This is a genomic window from Neobacillus sedimentimangrovi (assembly GCF_010614825.1).
GTDB classification, from domain to species: domain Bacteria; phylum Bacillota; class Bacilli; order Bacillales; family Cytobacillaceae; genus Neobacillus; species Neobacillus thermocopriae.
Map to the genome: position 1 here is coordinate 1 of NZ_JAAFZF010000003.1, position 25554 is coordinate 25554.

Annotated in this window: 23 protein-coding genes; 19 read left to right on the forward strand and 4 right to left on the reverse strand. The window is 39.0% G+C overall.

Annotation, left to right across the window (positions count from 1 at the left end):
* The 17 genes from GZA11_RS16420 to GZA11_RS02240 form a co-directional block, all read left to right on the forward strand.
* Positions 1-182, forward strand: a 182-nt coding sequence (locus tag GZA11_RS16420; protein WP_204317737.1) for a hypothetical protein, incomplete at its 5' end; no start/stop codon positions are given.
* Positions 183-509: 327 nt separating this feature from the next.
* Positions 510-1292 carry a hypothetical protein gene (locus tag GZA11_RS02165; protein WP_163182733.1) on the forward strand — a complete coding sequence of 261 codons (783 nt, stop codon included), beginning with the start codon at positions 510-512 and terminating at the stop codon, positions 1290-1292.
* A 64-nt stretch (positions 1293-1356) separates the two neighbouring features.
* A complete protein-coding gene (locus GZA11_RS02170; RefSeq protein WP_038539149.1) occupies positions 1357-1578 on the forward strand; it encodes an SMI1/KNR4 family protein in 222 nt (73 codons plus the stop codon).
* 226 nt (positions 1579-1804) lie between these two features.
* Positions 1805-2797, forward strand: coding sequence for a Gfo/Idh/MocA family protein (locus tag GZA11_RS02175; protein ID WP_163182734.1), 993 nt, complete (start codon positions 1805-1807; stop codon positions 2795-2797).
* A gap of 13 nt (positions 2798-2810) precedes the next feature.
* Positions 2811-3830 (forward strand): Gfo/Idh/MocA family oxidoreductase, encoded by a 1020-nt coding sequence (locus GZA11_RS02180; RefSeq protein ID WP_163182735.1) that lies wholly within the window; start codon positions 2811-2813, stop codon positions 3828-3830.
* 359 nt (positions 3831-4189) lie between these two features.
* Positions 4190-5698: a sugar ABC transporter ATP-binding protein gene (locus GZA11_RS02185; protein WP_163182736.1), complete on the forward strand. Its 1509-nt coding sequence runs from the start codon at positions 4190-4192 to the stop codon at positions 5696-5698.
* A 4-nt stretch (positions 5699-5702) separates the two neighbouring features.
* Complete coding sequence (locus tag GZA11_RS02190; RefSeq protein ID WP_163182737.1) at positions 5703-6698, forward strand: ABC transporter permease; 996 nt, start codon at positions 5703-5705, stop codon at positions 6696-6698.
* 76 nt (positions 6699-6774) lie between these two features.
* Entirely contained in the window at positions 6775-7728 is a 954-nt protein-coding gene (locus tag GZA11_RS02195) for a sugar ABC transporter substrate-binding protein (RefSeq protein WP_163182738.1), read from the forward strand.
* A 76-nt stretch (positions 7729-7804) separates the two neighbouring features.
* Positions 7805-8809: a LacI family DNA-binding transcriptional regulator gene (locus GZA11_RS02200; RefSeq protein WP_163182739.1), complete on the forward strand. Its 1005-nt coding sequence runs from the start codon at positions 7805-7807 to the stop codon at positions 8807-8809.
* A gap of 205 nt (positions 8810-9014) precedes the next feature.
* On the forward strand, positions 9015-10037 hold the full coding sequence (iolG, locus tag GZA11_RS02205; RefSeq protein ID WP_163182740.1) for an inositol 2-dehydrogenase: 1023 nt from the start codon (positions 9015-9017) through the stop codon (positions 10035-10037).
* A gap of 33 nt (positions 10038-10070) precedes the next feature.
* Positions 10071-11072: a 5-dehydro-2-deoxygluconokinase gene (iolC, locus tag GZA11_RS02210; RefSeq protein WP_038539172.1), complete on the forward strand. Its 1002-nt coding sequence runs from the start codon at positions 10071-10073 to the stop codon at positions 11070-11072.
* Positions 11073-11131: 59 nt separating this feature from the next.
* Positions 11132-12595 carry a CoA-acylating methylmalonate-semialdehyde dehydrogenase gene (locus GZA11_RS02215; protein ID WP_163182741.1) on the forward strand — a complete coding sequence of 488 codons (1464 nt, stop codon included), beginning with the start codon at positions 11132-11134 and terminating at the stop codon, positions 12593-12595.
* Positions 12596-12720: 125 nt separating this feature from the next.
* Positions 12721-14640, forward strand: coding sequence for a 3D-(3,5/4)-trihydroxycyclohexane-1,2-dione acylhydrolase (decyclizing) (gene iolD, locus GZA11_RS02220; protein ID WP_163182742.1), 1920 nt, complete (start codon positions 12721-12723; stop codon positions 14638-14640).
* A 62-nt stretch (positions 14641-14702) separates the two neighbouring features.
* On the forward strand, positions 14703-15599 hold the full coding sequence (iolE, locus tag GZA11_RS02225; protein ID WP_163182743.1) for a myo-inosose-2 dehydratase: 897 nt from the start codon (positions 14703-14705) through the stop codon (positions 15597-15599).
* 12 nt (positions 15600-15611) lie between these two features.
* Positions 15612-16469: a class II fructose-bisphosphate aldolase gene (locus GZA11_RS02230; protein ID WP_163182744.1), complete on the forward strand. Its 858-nt coding sequence runs from the start codon at positions 15612-15614 to the stop codon at positions 16467-16469.
* A complete protein-coding gene (locus GZA11_RS02235; RefSeq protein ID WP_163182745.1) occupies positions 16462-17250 on the forward strand; it encodes a 5-deoxy-glucuronate isomerase in 789 nt (262 codons plus the stop codon). The genes GZA11_RS02230 and GZA11_RS02235 overlap by 8 nt, the downstream gene beginning before the upstream one ends.
* Before the next feature lie 161 nt (positions 17251-17411).
* Positions 17412-20309: a DUF3427 domain-containing protein gene (locus GZA11_RS02240; RefSeq protein ID WP_163182746.1), complete on the forward strand. Its 2898-nt coding sequence runs from the start codon at positions 17412-17414 to the stop codon at positions 20307-20309.
* Between the two features lie 29 nt (positions 20310-20338).
* Here GZA11_RS02240 and GZA11_RS02245 read toward each other — a convergent pair whose 3' ends face one another.
* Entirely contained in the window at positions 20339-20737 is a 399-nt protein-coding gene (locus GZA11_RS02245) for a (deoxy)nucleoside triphosphate pyrophosphohydrolase (RefSeq protein WP_038539191.1), read from the reverse strand.
* 393 nt (positions 20738-21130) lie between these two features.
* On the opposite strand from GZA11_RS02245, the gene GZA11_RS02250 reads away from it, so the two are divergent.
* The gene (locus tag GZA11_RS02250) at positions 21131-21565 is read left to right on the forward strand and encodes a DMT family transporter (protein ID WP_038539193.1); all 435 of its coding nucleotides are present in this window, start codon (positions 21131-21133) and stop codon (positions 21563-21565) included.
* Between the two features lie 324 nt (positions 21566-21889).
* On the forward strand, positions 21890-22762 hold the full coding sequence (locus tag GZA11_RS02255) for a putative RNA methyltransferase (RefSeq protein WP_163182747.1): 873 nt from the start codon (positions 21890-21892) through the stop codon (positions 22760-22762).
* Between the two features lie 211 nt (positions 22763-22973).
* Here the strand turns inward: GZA11_RS02255 and GZA11_RS02260 are convergent, their stop codons facing one another.
* From GZA11_RS02260 to GZA11_RS02270, 3 genes are all read right to left on the reverse strand, one after another.
* Entirely contained in the window at positions 22974-23903 is a 930-nt protein-coding gene (locus tag GZA11_RS02260; RefSeq protein ID WP_163182748.1) for an alpha/beta hydrolase family protein, read from the reverse strand.
* Positions 23904-24112: 209 nt separating this feature from the next.
* A complete protein-coding gene (locus GZA11_RS02265) occupies positions 24113-24319 on the reverse strand; it encodes a hypothetical protein (RefSeq protein ID WP_038539200.1) in 207 nt (68 codons plus the stop codon).
* Between the two features lie 41 nt (positions 24320-24360).
* Positions 24361-25323 (reverse strand): LacI family DNA-binding transcriptional regulator, encoded by a 963-nt coding sequence (locus tag GZA11_RS02270; protein ID WP_163182749.1) that lies wholly within the window; start codon positions 25321-25323, stop codon positions 24361-24363.
* Between the last annotated feature and the right edge of the window lie 231 nt (positions 25324-25554).

Genomic DNA, 25554 nt, shown 5'->3' on the forward strand with positions numbered 1-25554 from the left:
TAGAACTACTAAGAAGGACCGAACAATTAAGAGAGAATAGCCCTTGGCATTCAGTGAGTCATGATGAACACAGAAAACGTAGTACCTCACTTGAGGGAGGAAGCGGTGAATCCCGTGGGAGACCTCTTGGAGGGTGGAGTGACCACTGGCATAAAGAGAACAGCTATTCACGGAAGTTATAAAAAAACTTGCGTCAATTATCTTAATTGAACCGCCGTATACGGAACCGTACGTACGGTGGTGTGAGAGGACGGGAGTTAATCGCTCCCTCCTACTCGATTGCTCTTAGGATGATGATTCACTAGATAGGAATGACGATTACATTTGGATGTATTTCTTTTGTTGTTGTTTTTCTTTTTATTTTTCTTTTTTATTTTATTTTTGCCCACGTATCGTGCTACGATTCGAGCTAGATGATGAACGAATTTTGTTCAAAAATTTGTCACAACTTCCCCTGACCTTGAGCCTTCTTTTTCCCTATATAGAGGTTGAAAGGATGGTGCAATGGGATGAATTTGAAATCTGGCAATATGGAGCAGCTTAAAGCTTTTTCTCAGTTTGAAAGTCTGAAGGAATTTAATGCCCATTTTGAGAAGTGGCTTGTGAATCACAAAAGAGATTTCACCAAAGGAGAATGGGTTGGGTTAAAATGTTTGGCCCGTTTTGCAGCCAAGGTCCCAGGTGTGGCGAATACAAAAATTGAAACAATCTTAAAGACGATCCATGAAGAATACAATGAAAATGGCATTTCCCGCTCTACATTTAAACGAATGACGCAAAAAGCAATCAAACTTGGCGTCCTTACGGTTCTTGAAACCGAACGCGAAAATGGATCCCAATCAAGCAATCTTTATATTTTTAATCGTTATCCCATCGATGAATCAACCAAAGAGAAACCATTGTATCGAATAGAAACGATTCCTCTTTCTGAAAAAAATAATCAATACGTTAAAGATGAATGGGATTCTACTGACCATGATAAAAACCAATTCATTTGTATTCCAAATCCGAAAAAGAAAACGAGGGAATTACATCCTACATATGTCAGTGATCGTGTGTCACAGCCTTTAGAACGTAAAACCATTGAAGATGTTTGGAAAATGACCGAAAGTGAAGCTCATCGAAACCATAACAAAGATGAACAAGAGAGAACTTTGGATATCGCGATCCAAGCTTTTAAACAAGTTATTAGAAAAGTCAAACTTTTATCGATTGTAAATAATCCAATTGCCAATTTTTTGGGCCTTGCCTCCAAAAAGATGCGGAAACTGTTTTTTACTAACACCCTTTAAATAGCATAGCATTCTCCTTTAATAATCAAACGTATGTTTGGTAAAATAAATAAGAGGTGATCGTATGGCTTACCACATTATGCTGACTAGAAAAATAACGGATCTAAAGGGTAGGCGGCAAATTCAAGTTCAAGTCATGGATTTTAAGGAAGGACAAATTATCAAATTCACCTTGGATGAACTTGAAAAAGATCAATTACCTAAAGAATTAAAGGAATATGTAAGGGGACTATTGCCGGATATTGAGGACGGCAGATGGCATTATAACGGGAATTATTATAAATGACGTAATAGGGCTTATGTTTATCTCTAAAATAAGAATAAAAATTCTAATAATTAAGAAATATGATTGAAATGCAAATAGAAGTTGGTTAAAATGAGAGAAAAGGAAAGCGCTTAACTAATCTAACTAATTCAAACACTAAGATTTTTTGATAAATATGTTCCTTTTGTGTTTGGTTTCATGACTTCAGCGAAAAAACCCATACCAAAAAATAAGATGGAGGAGTACAATGACTGAAATACGTTGGGGGATTATGAGTGCAGCCAATATTGCTTTTGACCAGTTAGTACCTGCACTAAGACGTTCAGGGAGAGCGGTTGTATCGGCGGTTGCTTCAAAAAGCAAAGGGAAGGCAGAGCGTTTTCAAGTGCCGACGATTTATGAAAATTATCAAGAACTCTTAAATGATCCAGATATTGATGCTGTTTACATACCGTTGCCTAATTCTCTACATGCCGAATGGGCCGTTAAAGCGATGAACCATGGAAAACACGTTCTGCTTGAGAAACCGGCTGCCTTGACAGAAAATGAAATGCTATCGATCAAAAAAGCGGCGGAGGACAATGGAGTTGTTTTCATGGAAGCGTTTATGTATCAATTTCACCGTCAGCATACACGTGTAAAAGAGCTTCTTCAATCCAACCTTATTGGGCAGTATCAACATGCGAAAGCCCATTTTTCCTGGAAACTTGAGAATAACGCGGATATTCGCCTAAATCGCGAACTCGGCGGTGGAGCAATGCGTGATGTCGGCTGTTATGGCTTTCATGCGATCACGCAATTGGTCGGATTTAAACCTATGAAACTATCTATGATTGGTAAAGTACACCCGGAATTTGGTGTCGATACCACCTCCACTTGTGTGTTAATCGATGACCAATTACGAACAGCAGAAATCACGGCTTCCATGGAGCTTCCGTTTATTAACCGTTACGAGATTATTGGGTCTAACGGAACAATCATTGTTGATTCCTCTTTCCGTCCAGATGTTTCTGATGATGGTTTCGGTAAGATTACGGTAAAAGACGACAACGGCAATATCATCTTATTTGAAAGATGGAAAGATGATCAATATTTAAACCAGGTAGAACATTTTCATGAATGTATTTTGAATAAAAAAGATCCAATCTACAATGCCAATCATTCTCTAGAAATGGCTCGTTATTTGGAGAAAAGCTATCAATCACTGCAAAACCATTCCGTGTTATTAGATGTAAACTAAAGGAGAGGGAAACATGACAAAGAAAATTCGTTCTGCTGTTTTGGGATTAGGAAGACTGGGATATTGGCATGCCGTTAACGTGGCATCAAGAATTCAACATGCAGAGCTTGCAGCCGTGTGTGATATGAATGTGGAAATAGCCCGCAAAGTGGCAGAGGAATTAGAAGTGCCGTATTATACTTCTAATCCGGATGAAATTTTTCGAGATGAAACCATTCAAGCGGTGATCATTGCCACTCCGACAAGCTCACATTTTGAATTATTAAAAAAGGCAGTGTCTTCTCAAAAAGCGATCTTTATTGAAAAGCCGTTAACCATCGATTTAAAGGAAGCGCTTCAAATTAAAGTGCTGGTTGAGAATTCAAATACCATTTGTCAGGTTGGGTTTATGAGACGATTCGATCCAGCTTATGATGAGGCGAAAAAGCGGATTGAAGCCGGAGATATCGGTGAACCTATCTATTATCGTGGCATTTCCCGCGACCCACATGCACCGCAAGAAGTCTTTATTGAACATAGTGGTGGCATATTTGTTGATGTTTCCATTCATGATTATGATATCGCGCGTTATTTAATGGATTCAGAAGTGACAACTGTTTCAGCCCATGGCAGCATTTTAAAATATCCATTTATGAAAAAGTATCAGGACGTGGACCAATCATTAACATACTTGGAATTTGCATCAGGGGCAGCAGGAGATGCAGAGGCGAGTCGCAATGCCTATTATGGTTACGATATCCGCGCAGAAGTGATTGGAACAGAGGGTTCCATTTTTATTGGAAATCTGCAGCATCATTCGATTCAAATATTGACGAAGAATAAGGTTTCCCATGATATTGTCCCGGATTTCCCAACCCGTTTTATTGATGCATACCATTTAGAGCTTATGGACTTCTTCCGCATTGTAGCAGAGAAGGGGACTCCTCGCGTTACAGTAGAGGATGGAGTGAAAGCGCTTGAAATCGCTTTAGCGGCACGTGAATCCTATTTGACAGGGAGAAAAATGAATGTTGGAGCTGTTGGAGTAAAATAAAACCGCCTATTAGTTAAAAAGGGGCATCCAGAAAGTCATATCTGGATGTCCCTTTTTGATCTTGGAGAATTTTCTTTTTTGATACCTTCATTTTAAAGTTCTCCTCTTAATTTGATTGAACTCTAGCCTCTGTGACGATGATTCCTCTTACTCGATTGCACTCCATTTTAATTCGAAGTCCTTAATAAAAGAGGCTTATGCTATTTTTACTAGATTAATAATTTAAATTAGTTCAAAAATTTAAAAAACTAATTGAAAAATGTTATTTGACTAGTTATAATCAGAATAAGATTAGGAAAACGCTTTCCTGGAAATTGAATATTCTCAAAGGTCAAAGATGACGAGAAAGGGGTTTGTTAATGGTTGCGCATGCAGGAAACCTCCTAGAAATGAAAGGAATTAAAAAAAGTTTTAATCAAAACCATGTTTTAAAAGGGATTGATTTAGATGTTAGAGCAGGAGAAGTTCATGTTTTACTCGGTGAAAACGGGGCGGGAAAATCGACACTAATCAAGATTTTGACCGGCGCTTACCAAAAAGATGCGGGAGAAATTTATTGGGAAGGTCAACTAGCTCAATTACATACCCCCATTGATGCGATAAAACTAGGAATTGCTACGATCTATCAGGAATTAAATGTCATTCCCCACCTCAAAGTTTATGAAAATATTTTTCTAGGTAGGGAATTAAAGAAAAACGGGAAGATGTCACTGCTTGACCGAAAAGCCATGCTAGAAGAAGCAAAGCGTTGTTTACAAATGCTTGGACAAAGCCCGGATTTGGCTGATCAAAAACTAGGGGATCTTGGAATTGGACAGCAACAGCTCGTCGAAATTGCGAAAGCGCTTGCCTTAGAAGCAAAGTTAATTATTATGGATGAGCCGACCTCCAGTTTAAGTGCGAAAGAAGTAGAGCAACTGTATAACTGTGTTGAGCAGTTGAAGGCAAAAGGAATAGCGATTGTATTCATCTCTCACAGGCTGGAAGAAATTAAAAGATTAGGAGATAGAATTACGATTCTTCGGGATGGTTTCAAAATTGAGACTTTACCAGTAAAAACGACGGATCCTGACTACTGGATTGAATTGATGGTGGGTCGGACATTAGATGAAAAATTTCCGAAACAAACTTTTCCTCTTGGTAAAGAAGGTTTTCGGGTGGAAAACATAGAAGTTGCCGGTGCTCCTGGTCCGGTAAGTTTTAGTGTCCGATATGGTGAAATCGTAGGGATCGCGGGACTAGTTGGTGCCGGTCGCACGGAGCTTGCGAGAGCCATTTTTGGTGCCGATCCAAGCCGAAATGGAAAAATCTTTATTGATGGAAAAGAAGTAAAGATTAAGTCACCACGGGATGCCATTGATGCAGGAATTGCTTTTATCACAGAGGATCGAAAAGGAGAGGGCCTCTTACTTGACCAAAAGCTAGATTTTAATATTGTTATGGCCAATATGAAGAAGTTCAGGAAAAAATCTAGATTAATTGATTTAAAAGGAATTCGGGAGGAAACGCAGCGGTTTATTAAAGAGTTAAAGGTACGGCCAGATAACATTGATCTGAATGCCCGCAACTTGAGTGGAGGAAATCAGCAAAAGGTTGTCATCGCAAAATGGCTTTGCACACACGCAAAAGTATTTATTTTTGATGAACCGACCAGAGGCATTGATGTCGGAGCCAAAGTAGAAGTTTATCGTTTAATGAATCAGCTGGTTGAAAACGGTGCTATTGTCATCATGATTTCGTCTGAGCTTCCAGAAATCCTCGGTATGTGTGACCGAGTTCTCGTTATGAGTGAAGGAAAAATCACCGCTGATTTACCAATTCAAGAAGCGACGCAAGAGCGAATAATGAAAGCGGCTACAGGAGTGTGAGAATATGAGTCAAGTTGTCATCCAAACGGAAAATGAGGTTACAAAAAAAAATCGTCCATTGAAAAAATTATTAAGCAAATTTGGGCCACTCATTGGTCTAGTCCTTTTATCATCAGTGCTAACTCTTTTATCTGATAAATTTCTAACCGTTAATAACATCATGAACATTGCTCGTCAGTCTACCATTAATGCTTTGTTAGCTATCGGAATGCTTCTTCCTATTTTAACAGCAGGGATTGACTTGTCTGTTGGTTCCGTCCTAGCTATATCTGTTATGTTCATGGGAATTGTATCGGTCAATTTGGGAATGAGTCCTATTGTTGGGATCTTGGTTTGTCTTTTGATGGGAGCCGGATTTGGATGGTTGAACGGAATTTTATTAACGAAGTTACGTTTGCCGCACCCGTTCATCTCCACTCTTGGTACGATGAATATCGCCCGCGGGATTGCGCTTATTGTTACAGCCGCTGCACCGATTGCCGGATTTCCTTATATGATTCAATTTTTGGGACGGGAATTTGTCGGCCCAATTCCGGTAAGTTTCCTTCTAGTTATTGTGGTGTATGTGATTTTCCATATTTTCTTAACAAGAACACAAACAGGGCGTTATATTTACGCAATCGGGGGAAATCCAGAAGCAGCTCGCCTCTCTGGTATTAATGTAGACCGAGTATTAATTATTGTTTATACCATCAGCGGTTTAATGGCAGGTCTTGCTGGCCTTGTCATGGTAGGGCGCGTTAACTCGGCATTCCCACTTGCTGGGCTTTCTTATGAGCTTGATGCGATTGCAGCGGTTATCATTGGTGGCGCAAGTTTTCTTGGTGGTGTCGGTACGGTCTGGGGAACATTAATTGGGGCTTTGATTATTGCTGTTCTTCGAAATGGTTTAAATCTATTAAATGTTTCAGCCGATTTCCAAATGACGGTCATTGGTGCTGTCATTATCGCAGCTGTCTATGTTGACGTTCTTCGCCAACGCAAAAGTAAAAAATCTTAACACTACGGTTATAGAGCCTTGGGTACCTAAAAAGGTACTCAGGGTATTTAATAAAGGAATTAATGGGGGTATTCAAATGAAAAAGAAGTTGAAAGTATTTGGTGCAGCAGTTGCTGTCTCCTGTATGGCACTCATCGCAGGATGTAGCGGTGATAAAGAAGCATCCGGTGGTGGTGGGAAGGAAAGTGTTTCCGTTGTTTTAAAAACGTTGTCAAGTCCTTATTGGAAGTATGTTGAAGCAGGGGCAAAAGCAGCTGGGAAAGAACTTGGAGTGGACGTCAATGTCGTGGGGCCCAATGCTGAATCTGAAGTAATGCAACAAATTAATATGATCGAAGACCAATTAAGCCAATCACCTGGTGCACTAGTTGTATCTCCATCCCAACCGGATACCGTCGTTCCTGCCTTAGAAGCAGCAAATGTTCCCGTTCTTTTGATTGATACGGATGCAGATGTGAAAAATAAAATAACCTTTATTGGAACGGAAAACTATGAAGCAGGTCAAGAAGGCGGAAAATTACTTGCATCTATGCTTCAAAAGGGGGATAAGGTTGCGTTGATTTCTGGAGCGCTTGGAAATACAGCAACCGATGAACGAATTAAAGGAGCGAAGGAAGCCCTTAAAGAAGCCGGAATGGAAATTGTCGCAGAACAACCTGCTGATAGTGACAAAACAAAAGCGATTTCCGTCATGGAAAACATCCTTCAGAAACATAGTGATATTAAAGGGGTGTTTTCCGCTAATGATGATATGGCCCTTGGAGTGTTACGGGCGGTGGAAGCTAAAGGTCTTGATGTAAAAGTAATTGGTACAGATGGAACTAAAGAAGCAGTAGAATCGATTTTGGCTGGGAAACTTGCTGGTACCATTGCTCAAAGTCCTTATGATATGGGATATGAAGGGGTAAAAAATGCGTTGGAGGCTATAAAAGGAAAGAAAGTTGAAAAACGAATTAACAGCGGTGTTGACATTATTACGAAAGAAAACGCTGAAGAAAAATTAGAGTTTCTGGAAAGTATTTCAAAATAATGAATCAATCCATTCATCCCGCTGATTTCCTTCATGATAAAATAGGAGGAAACGACCTATTGAGGAGTTAGAGCACATGAAACCTACTATTTATGATGTTGCCGAAAAGGCGGGCGTCTCCATCGCTACTGTGTCCAAAGTAGTGAATAATACAGGTCACATTAGTGAAAAAACAAGAAAAAAAGTAATGAAAATAATGGAGGAGCTGGAATACCAGCCTAGTAGCCTAGCTGCTGCTTTAACCGGCAAGAAAACCTATACGATTGGGGTGCTTGTGCCTGATATCGCCAACCCGTTTTTTGCCGAAGTGGCTCGGGCGTTAGAAAATAATGCAAGGGAAACAGGCTATTCCATTATTTTGTGCAGTACAGATTATCAATTGGAAAGGGAGCAGGAGTACCTTGAGCTTCTTTTAAAAAAACAGGTGGACGGGATTATTATCGCAACGGAACTCAAAGAATTGAAAGCCCTTCAAAAACTCCGCTCGAGAAATATTCCGTTTATCCTGTTTTCCATAGACCATCTTTCTTTATCCGCGCACGTTGTGACGACGGACGATTTAAGGGGTGGATATCTTGCTGGTTGTTACTTGTTAGAAAAAGGACACCGCAAAATGGCGATGATAACTGAAATGGAAAGACCAAGTGGCCGTCTTCGGCTGGAGGGCTTTAAACAAGCACTTGCTGATCAAAAAATTGAACTAGATAGCAATGCGATCATTAATGCCAAATCTAAGATAGAAGACGCGAAATTGGCCGCACAAAAAATTTTGCAAATGAAAGAAAGGCCCACTGCTGTCTTTGCATCTACTGATTTGATCGCAGCCGTTTTTATCAATGAAGCGCGGAAGGCGAAGGTATTGGTCCCGAAACATATATCTGTCATTGGTTTTGACAATACGATCTATGCTGAACTTTCCGACCCAGGCTTAACGACGATTGCACAGCCGATTTCAGATTTGGCCCGCTATGCGATTCAGCAACTACTGGAGGCGATTGAGGAACCTAGTATGCCAGGACGCCGGATTATGCTTACGCCAACACTGGTAGAACGGGAATCCGTAAAAGATTTAACAAGGTAATTCATCAATAAAGCTGCCTGAATCAATAGGGCGGCTTCCTATTTAAACATTAAGTTAAGCGCTTACCGAACAATACAATTTAAAGGAATAAATATATTTTAAAAAATTCAAAATTAACTTGAAAATAAATAAATAATGGTTATAATTAACAGTAAGGAAAGCGCTTAACTAATTTACTGCGATTTTGATAGGGAGGATTTAGTCAATGACATTGACTGTTGGAATCATCGGAGCAGGAAGAATTGGCAAATTACATGTCGATCATTTAAGAGTCATTCCGCAAATCCGAGTAAAAAGTGTATCGGATGTGGAAATTAGGCACTTGGAAGAGTGGGCAAAGGAGAAACAAATTGAAGTATTGACCACTGATTACCACGATTTATTAAAGGATCCAGAAATTAAAGCGGTATTTATTTGTTCTCCAACCAATACACACGCAACGATCATAAAAGAAGCAGCTTTAGCAGGAAAACATATCTTTTGCGAAAAGCCGGTCAGTTTCTCGGTAGAAGAGACGGAAGAAGCACTCAAGGTTGTGGAAAAAGCCGGGGTGAAGCTACAAGTAGGATTTAATCGCCGCTTTGATCCAAACTTCCGAAAAATACGAGAACTTGTCCAAGATGGAACGATTGGAAAGCCTCATATTTTACGTATCACCTCTCGTGATCCAGAGCCGCCAAGTATTGAATATGTTCAATCATCCGGCGGGTTGTTCATGGATATGGCTATTCACGACTTTGACATGGCTCGTTACATAATGGATAGCGAAGTAGTAGAAGTTTTTGCAAATGGCGCTGTACTCGTTGACCCAGCGATAGGTGAAGCAGGTGATATTGATACAGCCATCGTTACTTTGAAGTTTGCTAACGGGGCTCTTGGTGTCATCGATAATAGCCGCCAAGCTGTATACGGATACGACCAGCGGCTTGAAATATTTGGCGACAAAGGTGCTGCCCAAGCAGATAATAAACGTGCGAATCAAGTGGAAGTTTCCACAGCCGAACATGTTTCAAAAGAGAAACCATTGTATTTCTTCCTTGAACGATATACACAAGCTTATATAGATGAGGTAAAAGAATTTGTCGCTGCCATCCTTGAAAATAAGCCAATCGTTTGCAGTGGATTTGATGGACTACAGGCGGAACGGATTGCAAGAGCAGCAAAAAAATCACTGGAAACAGGCGTACCTGTTAAGTTGGAGCAAGTGGGCGAAACTGCCATTGTGTAAAGGATTCTTATCAGTACGGAAGGAGGAAAGGTGATGAACCCACTACAATTTCATCCAAATCGCCCCTTTGATCTGATTGCTATCGGCCGACTGTGTATTGACTTAAATGCCAATGAAATTAATCGCCCCATGGAGGAAACACGAACTTTTACCAAATATGTCGGCGGTTCACCTGCTAATATCGCCATTGGCTCTGCTAGGCTCGGTCAAAAAACAGGATTTATTGGGAAGGTTGCCAACGATCAAATGGGACGTTTTATTACGGACTACTTGGAGAAAAACGGAATTGATACAACCGGTGTAAAGATCGATCATACTGGAGCGGTTACCGGTCTTGCTTTTACAGAAATCAAAAGCCCAGAGGATTGCAGCATTTTAATGTATCGAGATAATGTGGCGGATTTGAAACTCCATCCATCTGATGTGGATGAACAGTATATAAAACAAGCCAAAGCCTTGTTAGTTTCTGGAACGGCACTTGCGAAAAGCCCATCGCGTGAAGCGGTCTTTTTGGCCTTGGAATATGCGGTAAAACATGATGTTACCGTATTTTTCGATTTGGATTACCGGCCATATACATGGACAGATGAAGCAGAAACAGCTGTTTATTATAATTTGGCTGCTGAAAAATGTGATGTGATTATTGGTACGCGTGAAGAATTTGATATGATGGAGAAATTATTACATGTTAAAGAGTCCGATGATCATTATACCGCATCCCGCTGGTTTTCTTATCGTGCCAAACTAGTGGTGATTAAACATGGTGGCTCCGGCTCGATCGCTTATACAAAAGATGGAGCGGTCCATCGAAGCGGAATCTTCCGGACCCAAGTGTTGAAGACGTTCGGTGCGGGCGATTCTTATGCTTCTGCCTTTATATACGGATTAATGAAAGGAAAAGATGTGTCAGAAGCAATGAAATGGGGCAGTGCTTCTGCATCCATTGTCATTTCCCGCCATAGCTGCTCTGACGCGATGCCGACATGGGAAGAACTAGAGCAATACATGGAAACCGCTGTTTATGAACCAGTTTAACCAATCATTAATAGATTGAAAGTTTCATATAAAAATTCGATAGAAAGGAAGAATTTTCAATGACTGTAACTACTTTGAAAAAGTTAAAGAACTATATTGGCGGAGAATGGGTTGAATCCGTTTCTGAAAAAACAGAAGTGGTTTATAACCCTGCAACAGGTGAAGAACTTGCGATTGTTCCACTTTCTACAAAAGAAGAATTGGATCGTGCTGTTCAAGCAGCAAATGAAGCCTTTCAAACATGGTCTCAAGTGCCGGTCCCAAAACGTGCTCGGATTCTTTTTAAATACCAGCAGCTTCTTGTGGATCATTGGGATGAACTAGCCAAACTCATTACGATTGAAAATGGAAAGAGTTTGTCCGAAGCTCATGGTGAAGTACTTCGTGGGATTGAGTGTGTAGAGTTTGCTGCAGGAGCACCAACTCTCTTAATGGGTAAACAGCTTCCTGATATTGCTTCAGGTCTTGAATCTGGAATGTACCGTTACCCTCTTGGAGTAGTGGGGGGCATTTCTCCATTTAACTTCCCAATGATGGTTCCATGCTGGATGTTCCCACTTGCGATTGTTTGCGGAAATACTTTCGTGTTAAAGCCATCTGAACGTACTCCGCTTCTTGCTGCGAGACTCGCTGAGTTATTTGAAGAAGCAGGTCTTCCAAAAGGAGTATTAAACATTGTCAATGGAGCTCACGACGTTGTAAACGGACTTTTGGAGCACAAGCTTGTAAAAGCGATTTCATTTGTAGGATCCCAGCCTGTGGCTGAATACGTGTATAAAACGGCTTCTGCCAACTTAAAGCGTGTTCAAGCTCTTTCTGGAGCAAAAAATCACTCTATTGTATTGGCGGATGCAAATCTTGAAAATGCAGCCAAGCAAATTACAAGTGCAGCATTTGGTTCCGCGGGAGAACGCTGTATGGCAGCATCCGTGGTCTTAGTAGAAGAGTCCATTGCCGATCAATTTGTATCTATGCTTAAGCAAGAGGCAGACGCGATCAAAATCGGAAATGGGTTGGATGAAGATGTCTTCTTGGGACCAGTGATTCGTCAAAATCATAAGGAGCGTACCATTGGCTATATTGAAAAAGGATTAGAAGAAGGGGCGGCACTTGTTCGTGATGGACGCAATGACAAAGCAGTAAACAGCGATGGTTACTTTGTCGGACCAACCATTTTTGAAAATGTTACGCAAGATATGAAAATTTGGCAAGATGAAATCTTTGCACCGGTATTATCAGTGGTACGTGTGAAAGATTTAACTGAGGCGATTGAATTTGCTAATGCATCACGATTTGCTAATGGAGCCTGCATTTATACCGATAGTGCAGCGGCCGTTCGCCAGTTCCGTGAAACCATTGATGCCGGTATGCTTGGAGTCAATATTGGCGTTCCAGCTCCAATGGCTTTCTTCCCATTCTCTGGTTATAAAGATTCCTTCTACGGTGATCTTCATGCCAATGGGCCAGATGGTGTGGAATTTTATACAAGAAAGAAAATGTTAACGGCACGTTATATGAAGTAGTTGAAATGAGAGAGGAAGTGGTGGGACGGAGGTCGGTCCGTGCCGCTTCCTTTTTTCATCGTTGGCTAGTGCTATTTGGAAAAGTTTGACAAGAAGAATCATGAAAGGGAAAGGGGATTATCAGAATGGGTACCATTCGATTAACCACTGCACAGGCGTTGGTGAAATTTTTGAATGCTCAATTTGTAGAGTTTGATGGGAAACAAGAGCGATTTGTAAAAGGGATTTTTACAATATTTGGCCATGGAAACGTGCTTGGGCTCGGTCAGGCATTAGAAGAAGATCCTGGAGAATTAGAAGTGTATCAAGGACGGAATGAACAGGGGATGGCTAATGCCGCGATGGCGTTTGCTAAGCAAAAACATCGTAAACAAATTATGGCGGCCACATCATCGGTTGGACCAGGAGCAGCCAATATGGTGACATCTGCGGCCACAGCGACAGCAAACAATATTCCGATTCTATTACTGCCGGGAGATGTGTTTGCTACAAGGCAACCAGATCCGGTTCTTCAGCAAATTGAACAAACACATGATTTATCCATTTCCACGAATGATGCTTTTCGAGCTGTAAGCAAATATTGGGATCGTGTGAACCGTCCGGAGCAACTCATGTCGGCTATGTTGAATGCGATGAGAGTGTTAACCAATCCTGCTGATACGGGTGCCGTTACCATTGCTCTACCACAGGATGTCCAAGGAGAGGCATGGGACTTTCCGGAAAGCTTTTTCGCTAGACGAGTCCATCGCATTGAGCGTCGTCAGCCATCGGCTGAAAGTGTTCAGGATGCAGTGAAATTGATTCGGTCCAAGAAAAAGCCATTGCTCATATTGGGGGGAGGAGTCCGTTATTCGGAGGCAGCTGATACTTTTTTACAATTTGCTGAAAACTTTAATATTCCATTTGGTGAAACCCAGGCAGGAAAAAGTGCTGTAGAAAGCCATCATCCACTAAACCTTGGCGGAATTGGAGTAACGGGCAACTCGGCTGCCAATTCGATGGCAAAACAAGCGGATTTAATTATTGGGGTGGGAACCCGCTTTACGGATTTTACGACGGCCTCCAAGCAATTATTTGGAGAAGCGGAAGTATTGACGATTAACATTTCCGAATTTCATGCTTCCAAACTTGATGCCGTAAAGGTCGTGGCGGATGCGAAGGCTGGTCTTGAAGCTATTCAAGAGGCGCTTGGGGATTATGTTTCAACTTATACGAATGAAATTGCTGTAGCCAAGCAAGAGTGGGAGAAAGAATTGAATCGACTCTATCACATTCGCTATGGAGATTCTTTTACACCGGAAATTGCCGGACATTTAGATGACATCCTACCTGAATATAAAGAGGTATTTGGTTCTGAACTTACCCAAACTAGTGTGATTGGCAAAGTGAATGAACTCATCGATGATCATGCGATCGTCGTTGGGGCAGCGGGAAGTTTGCCAGGCGACCTGCAGCGTATGTGGGTATCGAAAAATCGCCATACCTATCATATGGAATACGGTTATTCCTGTATGGGTTATGAGATTGCCGGTGCATTAGGAGTGAAGCTGGCAGAGCCAGATAAGGAAGTGTATGCAATGGCAGGTGATGGTAGCTTTTTGATGCTTCATTCCGAACTTGTGACAAGTCTACAGGAAGGCCAAAAAATCAATGTCATTTTGTTTGATAATTCCGGTTTTGGCTGTATCAACAATCTGCAAATGGAAAATGGCATGGGTAGCTTTGGTACGGAATTTCGAAAGCGTAATCCTGAAACAGGGAAATTGGATGGTTCAGTAATGTCGATTGATTTTGCCAAAGTAGCAGAAGGATATGGTGTGAAAACTTATTCGGTTCGAACAATGGAAGAGCTGGAAGCGGCAATATTAGATGCGAAAAAGCAAACGGTCAGCACCTTGATTGATATTAAAGTCCTTCCAAAAACAATGACCCATGGCTATGATTCCTGGTGGCATGTGGGTATTGCAGAAGTTTCCAAAAAAGAAAGTATCCAGGCTTCCTATCAACATAAAGAAGCAAATCTTCAAAAAGCTCGTGCCTATTAGTAGAGTTGTAGAACATGTCGGATGGAAAAACAACATAGTCATTTTTGGGGAGGTCGTGGAACATGTTTGAGGGAAAGAACGTAAAGTTGGGCATTGCACCTATTGGTTGGACGAATGATGATATGCCAGAGCTTGGCGGTGAAGTGACATTTGAGCAATGTATTAGTGAAATGGCATTGGCTGGATTTACCGGAAGTGAAGTGGGAAATAAATATCCGCGTAATACCGAGGTTTTAAAAAAAGCGCTGTCGTTACGAGGATTAGAGATTGCTAGTGCATGGTTTAGTGCTTTTTTAACCTCCAGGCCATTAGAGGAAACCGTCGAGGCATTTAAGGAGCATCGTGACTTTTTACACGAGATGGGGGCCAAAGTCATTGTTGTGTCTGAGCAAGGAAACAGTATACAAGGAAAAATGGAGATTCCGTTATTTGAGAAAAAGCCTGTGTTTACAGAGGAAGAATGGAGGCTTTTAGTCGACGGCCTGCATGTGTTGGGAGAACTGGCATCAGAAAAAGGAATGAAGATTGTTTATCACCACCATATGGGTACCGGTGTTCAAACAACGGCAGAAATTGACCGGTTAATGGAGGAAACAGATCCAGAAAAAGTATCGCTTCTTTATGATACAGGTCACCTTGTTTTTTCCGGAGAAGATCATTTACATGTGCTAAACAAACATATGGGGCGTATCCATCATGTTCATTTGAAGGATGTACGAATGGAGGTTGCCCATAAGGTACATGAAGAAAGTATGAGTTTTCTTCAGGCAGTGAAAAGTGGCGTCTTTACCACGCCTGGAGACGGCTGCATTGACTTTAAGCCAGTGTTTGAAGCTTTAGATGCGGCTGGTTACGAAGGTTGGTTTGTGGTGGAGGCCGAGCAGGATCCAGCCATTGCCAACCCATTGGAGTATGCATTAAAAGCTCGTCAATATATTCGTGAAATCAGTGGATTATAAAGGAGCGATACGATGCCATTAGTAAAGATGAAAGAAATTCTAGACCATGCTGAGAAGAACCAATACGGTGTAGGTGCCTTTAGTGTAGCCAATATGGAAATGGTGCTGGGGGCTATTCGTGCGGCAGAAGAACTGCGCTCCCCGCTTATTTTACAAATTGCAGAAGTCCGTTTGAAACATTCTCCGTTACATATTATTGGGCCATCGATGGTAGCGGCAGCCAAAGCAGCGAAGGTTCCGGTTGCTGTCCATTTTGACCATGGACTAACAGAAGAAAAAATTCGCGAAGCATTAGAAATAGGGTTTTCCTCCATTATGTATGATGGCTCCCATCATTCGCTAGAAGAAAACATAAAACAAACCATAAAGATGGCGGCGATTGCCCACGAATATAGTGCCACCGTAGAAGCCGAAATTGGCCAGGTGGCCGGGAGTGAAGATGGTTCAGTGGATCTGGAAGGGATGATTACTTCCGTTGAAGAGGCTAAGCAATTTGTTGCTGAAACAGAAGTGGATGCTTTGGCGGTTGCCATTGGTAATGCCCATGGACTGTATAAAGGGGAACCGAATTTACGATTTGATCGTTTAGAGGAACTTGACCGCGAAGTGAAGACCCCACTTGTCCTTCATGGCGGTTCTGGAATTTCGGAAGAAGATTTCCGGCGCTGCATTCGCTACGGCATTCGGAAAATTAATGTAGCCACCGCTACATTTAATAAGGTCATTCAAACGGTGAACGAGGAAGCGCCATTTAAAGATTATTTTTCCTATCATGAACGTATGATTGAGGCCGCTGCAGAAAATGTCAAACGCCATATGCGCATGTTCCAAAGCGAGGGACGTGTGGAGGAGGTAATGAATTATGTATGAAAAACTTGGTGAATTAAAAGAAGGTTATACAGCGATAACAGATATGGATAACAAGCATCCTGATATGCTTCAGGATATTGGCATTTACACATTGGCAGAAGGAAAAGTGGAGGTTCTATTCGATGAAGGGAAGGAATCGGCTATCCTATTACTAGAAGGTTCTGTCCGTTTGGGATGGAACGGTCACATTCAGGAAATTAAACGCAAAAGTGTTTTTGAAGAAGACCCTTGGTGCCTGCATGTTCCAAAGGGAGTAGAAGTAAAGCTAACAGCATTGGCTAAGAGTGAAGTGCTTGTTCAAAAAACCAATAATGAAAAAGAATTTGAAGCCAAATTGTATACCCCGGAAGATTGCGAAAGCTCGGTTTTGGGGGAAGGGGTTTGGAATGGAACAGCAGAGCGTGTCATTCGCACGATTTTTGATTATAACAATGCACCTTACTCTAATCTTGTCATTGGCGAGGTCATTTCTTATCCGGGTCGCTGGTCCAGTTACCCACCTCATCATCATGATCAGCCAGAGGTTTATTACTACCGCTTTGATAAGCCACAAGGATTTGGTTGTGCGATGGTGGGGGAAGAAGCATACCGCGTTGAGCATAATAGTTATATTACCATTCCCGGGAATTTAGATCACCCTCAAGCAACCGCACCTGGATATGCCATGTACTTTTGCTGGATGATTCGCCATCTGGATCAAAATCCATGGACAGACCGTATCATGGAGGAAGAACACAAATGGCTGCTCGAGCCAGATGCGAAGATTTGGCCGGAAAAATAATAGTAGAATTGTAGAACACCTATCGCCTGCGTGGCTTGAATGAGCCGCAGGCGATTTTTTTAATATTGTAAGATTGCAAGCAATAAATATTATTTTCTAGTTGATCTAAGTATTAGCGAGCATTACAATTGATTTATCAATTGGTAATGAATGGTGATTCAATGAGTAATTTTATTGATAATTTAAAGGTTTCATTACATAAAGGATTTATTGACCAAAGGACAAGTAAAACTGGAAATTATAGACCGAAGTTATTAGTGAATAATCCAAGAAATGGAGAAAATGTATTAAATACATTACTTGATGAATTAGATAGCTGCGAATCATTCATTTTTTCAGTAGCCTTCATTACTGAAAGCGGCTTGGCAACTCTAAAATCCCATTTTCTTGACCTTAAACGAAAAGGGGTTAAAGGCCGTATATTAACTTCAACCTTTCTAAATTTTAATCAACCAAAAGTATTTAAGGAATTAATGAAAATTGAAAATGTCGAAGTTAGAACAACTAATCTAGAAGGGTTCCATTCCAAAGGATATATTTTTAATCAAAGAAACCATTATTCATTAATTGTTGGAAGTTCAAATTTAACTGCCCATGCTTTAAAAGTGAATTATGAATGGAACGTTAAATTAACATCACATGAAAATGGGGAAATTGTTTATCATTTCAAAAATCAATTTGAAGAAGTTTGGAACGAAGCTCATCCATTAAATGAAGAATGGATAGAATCATACGAAAAGAGGTACACACCTCTTGTACATAGGAAAGCATTAGACCAAGTAGTAGAATTACCGTCTCAATATAATATAAATTCTATTGAAGAGGCTCTTAAAATTAAGCCAAATAAAATGCAAGAAGCAGCATTACAAGGAATTCAAGCAATTCGTGATGCTGGAGCAAAAAAGGGATTAGTCATATCTGCAACTGGAACAGGTAAAACATATTTGTCTGCATTTGATGTAAGACGTTTCCGCCCAAAACGTATGTTATTTATTGTACATAGGGAACAAATACTGCAAAAGGCAAAAGAAGATTATAAAAAGGTTCTTGGAGGAATTGAATCCGATTTCGGTATACTGTCAGGAACTAGTAAACAGACAAATGCAAAATATTTGTTTGCTACGATTCAATCTATTTCTAAGGAAGAAACATTGGCTCAGTTTGATTCAAAAGAATTTGATTATATTTTAATTGATGAAGTACATAAAGCAGGTGCCCAATCCTATCAGAAGGTAATCGATTATTTTAATCCTGATTTTCTAATGGGTATGACTGCTACACCAGAACGGACAGATGATTATAATATTTTTGAGCTTTTTGATTATAATATTGCCTATGAAATTCGGTTGCAGGAAGCTCTTGAGGAAGATATGCTTTGTCCTTTTCATTATTTTGGTGTAACTGATCTTGAATATAATGGCGAATTAATTGATGAAACAGCCGTATTATCAAAGCTTGTTACCGAGGAACGGGTAAATCATATTCTTGAAAAAATCCATTACTATGGCTTTTCAGGTGAAAAAGTAAAAGGGCTAATGTTTTGTAGTAGGAAAGAGGAGGCAAAAAAATTAGCGAATGCTTTTAATGAGAAAGGGCTACGAACAGTTGCATTAGTAGGGGATCATTCTCAAGAAGAGAGGGATCGTCGAGTAAAGCAACTTGAAGAAGGTCTATTAGATTATATTATTACTGTTGATATTTTCAATGAAGGAATAGATATTCCTAGTGTAAATCAGGTAGTCATGTTAAGACAAACTCAATCTAGTATTATCTTTATACAGCAACTTGGTCGGGGGCTGCGTAAACATCCAACAAAAGAATTTGTAACAATCATTGACTTTATCGGTAATTATAAAAACAACTATTTAATCCCAATCGCTCTATCAGGTGATAAATCTCATAATAAGGATAAATTACGTCGTTGCATCAAGGACACGAGCTATATTAAGGGTGTATCAACGATCAATTTTGAGGAAATTGCCAAAAAGCAAATTTTTAAAGCGATTAACAACAGTAATTTAACAGCATTAAAAGTATTAAAAGAGGCATTTGTAGAGTTGAAAAATCGGATAGGTAGAATACCTTATCTATATGATTTTGTAGTAAATCATTCCATTGATCCAGAAGTAATTATCACTAAGCACACGAATTACTATCAATTTTTATTAAAGCTCAAGGAAGAAGTACCATTATTATCGAAGTATGAGAACAGTGTACTGACTATGCTATCTATGGAGATTTTAAACGGTAAAAGGAAACATGAAATTATTTTAATGGACCTTCTTCTACAACAAGAAACAGTAAAATTTGATGATTATATAAAACATTTAATTGATAGTAACTGTTTGGTTGACGATAAGACTCTTTCATCAGTTTTAAGAGTTTTTAGTTTAGAATTTTTCACACAAAGTTATAAAGAAAAGTATGGGAATCAGCCAATCATATTAAATGTTGATGGCACATTTAAATTTAATGATGTGGTATGTAGAAGTTTAAACGATAATCCGTTTTTTAAATTCCTTGTAAAAGATGTTATTAAGAGCGCTAGGGAAAAGTCTATGCATTATAAAACTGAAGTACCATTAACTCTATATCAGAAATATTCACGGAAAGATGTATGTAAACTTTTGAATTGGTCTAATGATGAAAGCTCTACTCTTTATGGCTATAAAACAAAACATGGCACATGTCCAATCTTTGTAACCTATCATAAAAAAGAAGATGTTGAATCGAGTATAAATTATGCAGATGAATTCTTAAGTCCTGAAGTCCTTAAGTGGGCAACAAGGAGTAACAGAACGTTAGAATCCCAAGAAGTGAAAACAATCATTGAATCTGAAGAAAAAGGTATTGAACTTCATATTTTTGTAAAGAAAGATGATGATGAAGGAACAGATTTTTATTATTTAGGAAAAGCAACCCCAGATAAAAATTATATCGAACAGGTAACTATGGAAGATGGTAAGGGGAAAAAGCTACCAGTTGTTCATATGAACTTGGTAATGGAAAATCCGATTGAAAATAAACTTTACAACTACATTATTAATGGTACGAATTAATAAAGATAAGTCTTCTCATTTTGAGAAGACTATTTTTCTTGAATTAATTGCTCAACTGCTGGAATATCCGCGGGTGCCCACTTGAGAGAATCTAAGTTTTCTCTTTTTAACCAAATTAACTTTGAATGTTCACTTGGAGTCGGGGTTCCTTCCACTACTCGGCATTTAATTGAAATTAAATTTATAATAAATGTTTCGTACTCATGGGTATTATCATTAAAAACTTCTTTAAATGTTTCGATTTTACAGTTCAATTCTTCTTTAATTTCTCTTTCTAGAGCGGTGTAAATATCCTCATTTTCTTCTACTTTTCCACCTGGAAACTCCCACATATTTGGTATAGACATTTCAGGTGATCTAAGAGCACACAGAATTTCTTGTTGATCGTTTTCAATAATGGCTGCTACTACCTTTATGTGTTTTTTCATGACTGCCTCCCTAAAAAAATCTTTCATAATTTATAATATCATTTTTAAAATGATTAATCCTATTATCATTCAACGGGGTTGGTTTTAAAGGTAATAACTCTATAAAAAACTAGGCATCCGAAAAAATATGTTAAAACAAAGCTGTATTAAATAACGTTAGTATCCTTTCATTAAATTATTAGTCCATTCTTCTAAAGTAGGGGAAGGGAATTTTTATAGATATAAATGCAACTGAATAATGAATTATAGAGGTAATTCTAAAATATATTAATAGAATCTGTGTTATTTTATAGAGAGTGGTGTATTTTTACAGTAGCAATAATGATGAAAAGGTGAAAGATTAGTAGCAAATCATGACTTTCAAAAGATGCAAAGGATAAGGGGGAAGCGCTTATGAAAATATTATTTCCTATACTAGCATTCATTGGCGGTATTGCGGTGGCGATCCAAGGTCAAATTAATGGAGGGCTAGGGAAGAAAGCAGGGGTTTTAGAAGCTGCTTTTATTTCATTTGGAATTGGAACACTAGCATTGTTCTTTACTGTTATCTTTTTTGGAAAAGGGAATCTATTTGTTGTCACAACAGTTCCAAAATGGCAGTTAATCGGAGGATTGTTAGGGGCTATCTATGTGATCGTTGCAGTTTTTAGTGTGCCGAAAATTGGTGTTGCTCCTACTTTGGCCGCAGTCATTGCTGGACAAATCATCATGGGTATAATTATTGACCACTTTGGGTTATTTGGCGGAACCCGGATTCCAATTGATATGAAAAAAATAGTCGCAATGGTTCTATTGTTTATTTCCATTTATTTATTTAATCAAAAATGATTAGTTACGTTCTCATACTTGTTTATTAAAAACTAGAATTTGATAGAATAGGGTATGAAAGAATTGGAAGACCGTTCCAGATTAAAGGGAAGGGCAATAGGTTTAAAAAAAGCTGGACATTTTTTTTATTACTCTGAATGATCACAGGATGATTGTCTGTGATTTTATAAACTAAAAAAATGTATATTTTCGACTTTGAAAAATGTCTAGCACTAGCGGGAAGACTCCTTCGCACATGGTCTTGTCGTTTTCCCTCCATCTGCTCTTGGCATATGCTGTATGGCAGTGGGCTTACGCTTTTTTGAAACGAAAGGAAGAGAAAATATGTCTTATAAACTTAAAAGTGCAGGAGTGATACATAAATTTATAAAAGCATTTCGATGCCCTCATTGCGAAAGTCCGTTTGATGTGGTTGGTTCAAAAAGCCTTATGTGTAGAAACAACCATACCTTTGATTTGGCGAAACAAGGGTATGTGAATTTGATGACTCGCCCCTCTAAAAGTCATTACCATAAGGAATTGTTTGAAGCAAGGCAGAAAATTATGATGGAAAGTGATTTATATACATTGCTTCATGAGAATGTTGCAAAGACGATTAAGGAATATAGTGATCATCCTCGTACTCCATTATTAATTTTTGATGCAGGCTGTGGGGAAGGATCGCATTTACAAAAAATTTTAGATCAGTGCAGGCAAATCCCGCTTCAAGGGATTGGCTTGGATATTTCCAAAGATGGTATTGTCATGGCTGCAAAGAATTACAAAGAACCGATATGGCTGGTGGGCGATTTGGCGAAATCCCCTATTGCCGATCAATCCATTCATGTCATTCTAAATATCTTATCTCCTTCCAATTACAAGGAATTTAAGCGCATTTTAGTTCCTAATGGTCTAGTGATTAAAGTAGTTCCCGGGCCTAATTATTTAATCGAATTACGTGAAGCTCTTTTCGGAGATACGAAAAAGGGAATGGCTAAAAACGAGGAAACAGTAGAACTGTTTAAAAAGCATTTTCATTTAAAGGATGCTATTCCTTTATGTTATACAAAAGGCTTAACTCCGATTGAGTTTAAAAACTTGGTTCAAATGTCACCACTTTCTTGGAATCTGACAAAATCAGATATGGATGTGTTGATGGAGTGGGATTGCTCAGAGATCACCATTGATTTAAAAATATTGATTGGAAGGAATCAATAGGAAATGAAAAGGGGCTGTCCGGAGTGGTATTTCAGCCGAAATCTTTATAAAAGCAAAACCAAAGAATGCTGTTAAATCAACATTCTTGGGTTTTTAATTTGGGTTCATTTTTCTCTTAAATGGACTTTTTAGACAGCCCCTATTTTTATTGGTTTTTTATTTTGTATCTTGCAAAGGAAATTGCATAATCAAAAAGGTTACGAGTCAAGATTTATGTTATGGAAAGTATCCAATCAGCTATATCTTGAATAACCTGTTGATCGACCTTCTGTGGCACTTTATATTCTTTTTTCACCTTTAGAATTTCTCCGTATATAGCTGGCATAAACAAGTGATTCAGATTTGGATAAAGTTTAAAGGTGACATTTGGCTTATCAGCCAATAGTTTTTTGTATGCATGAAAATCATTTTCTACAGATGTTTGAACATCTTTCTCTCCATGGATAATAAGAATAGGTTTCTCTAAATGTTTTAGATAATCAGGAGCAGGATGTTCTCCCATCTCTTTAAAATAATAGGCTCTAACGTATTTGCCGAATAGTTTTGTTGATTTTGCTTCTTCATCACTTAGTTGATAGATTTGGTCAAATTTAGAAGCTAATTTGGCAACTTGTTTTTTAGCGATTAATTTGAGAAACCTATTTAACGAGTTTAATACATCCTCATTTTGGGACATCATGATTTCTTCTATTTTACGCGGGGAACCAGCCGCAATGATAATACCGGCAAAATCGCCACCTTCTGCATCAATGCGGGGAGCTAACATCCCACCCATACTATGACCCAAAATAAAGATCTTACTAGCATCAATCCGTGAATCATTTCGTAAGAGATTTGCTGCTAGAATGGCATCTTCTATCGTTTCTTCTTTGACAGTCATGTTGGTTTTGTGTTTCAATTCTTTGCCGTATACAAAGGTTCGCTTATCATAACGCAGTACCGCAATACCTTTTTCCGAGAGGCCATTGGCCATATCTTTAAAAAAGTAATTATTTCCGACTTTTGCATCCATATTGGCTGGTCCAGAGCCGTGGACCAATACGACTGCAGGAACCGAACCATTCCTTTCATCTGGAAGGGACAATATGCCATTAAGTGGATATTTTGTTCCTGCCCCTATGACAATTTTTTCATCGGTCATTGTGTTTTCCTCCTATCTACCACTAATTCTATTATTTTCGTTCAATTAGGTCGATTTCCCTGCCAAAATCATTTTATCGACTATCCATTAGGGTTTCTTTGGAGAAAGGAAAAGAGGTAGACAAACAACTCCCATTTGTAATGCCCTATATTGTGGTATAAAGGAAAGAAAAAAGTTCCTCCTTTATTGAAGAACTTTTTTTAAACCGATTAACAATTCGCTTTTATTTCATTTTCTAACTCTTCAATTTCTAATTGCCATTTATCTCGTGTACTATACAAAATTTCGCATACAAATTTTGAAAAGGAATTTTTATTTTGATTTAGCTCTTGTTCTAACTCTTTTAAATCTGCTTTTAATTTTTCAACTACTTCTTTTTTTTCGTCGATGGATATATATTCGTAAATTTTTCTCATGAAATAACCCGCTCCTATCTCCTCGAATAATGGATAAGAATTTACACTGTTTGTCGTTCTATTAATTTAACTTGTATCTCTTCATGAGAATTTTTCTCCTTGTCGATGGCCTGAAGGAATAATTTTTTTCCGATTTCAACCAAAGGGATTTCGAGGGTAGTTATATGCATGATTTTTGCTATTGGCTGGTTATCAAACCCCATAATGGCTAATTGTTCAGGGATGGAGATTCCTTTTTCCTTACAGCATGTAATGATACCTGCCGCAACAATATCGCTAGTCACCAGCAAAGCGGTTGGTGGATCATCCATTTCTGTTAATTGCTGCACCACTTTAACTCCATCCTCAAATTTAAGACATTGATCAAATATGTAATGGGGGACATATGGTGCATTGATCTTTTTTAGAAACTCTTTGTACGCCTTTTCCCTTTGCTTACTATTGGTTCCTGATTTTCTACCAATGCAATAACCGATCTTTTGATGGCCATTCTTATGTAAATATTCTAAGGCATTGAAAAAACTTTTATAATGGTCGATAAAGGTGGAAGAAACCTTTCGTCCCCTTGAATCTTCGCAAAGAACGATGGGGCCGTATTGTATATACTCTTCGATCACCTTCCAACCACAGCTTCTTGAACAGATAATTAAAGCATCAATCTGTTTATGTTGTAACATCTTTAATGCTTCCACTTCTCTGTTCACCTCATAATTTGTTTGGAACAGAACTAATTTGTAATTGTTCTTTACCGCTTCGTTTGCTATTCCTTCCACTAACAAACCAAAGTAAGGATGATTGGTAAAAGGAATGACTACCCCTATTAGAAAGGTTTCTCCTTTGCTTAAATGAACCGCATTTAAATTTCGTTTATAATTGGTTTCCTCTATCGCTCGCCTAACCGCTTCTCTTTTTTCTTCGCTAACATATGGATGATTATTCAATACACGGGAAACGGTTGTTACGGATACTCCTGCTATTTTTGCAATATCTTTAATATTTGCCATCGTTTGAAACTCCTTACGAAAATGGTTTTTCCTTCTTGATCTGAAATGCGTTTCACCATTTACAATCATTTTGACATCATTCACGGTGATAAGGAGTGAAGGAAATGTTCGTTATTAAAGGTATTTTGTGCTTATTGTTCTTATGCGGCTCTATTCTAATATTAGCATCATTTTCCATTTCACAGTATCAAAAAAAACATCTCAACAAAAAAACAAAAGAGTAGGGGATTA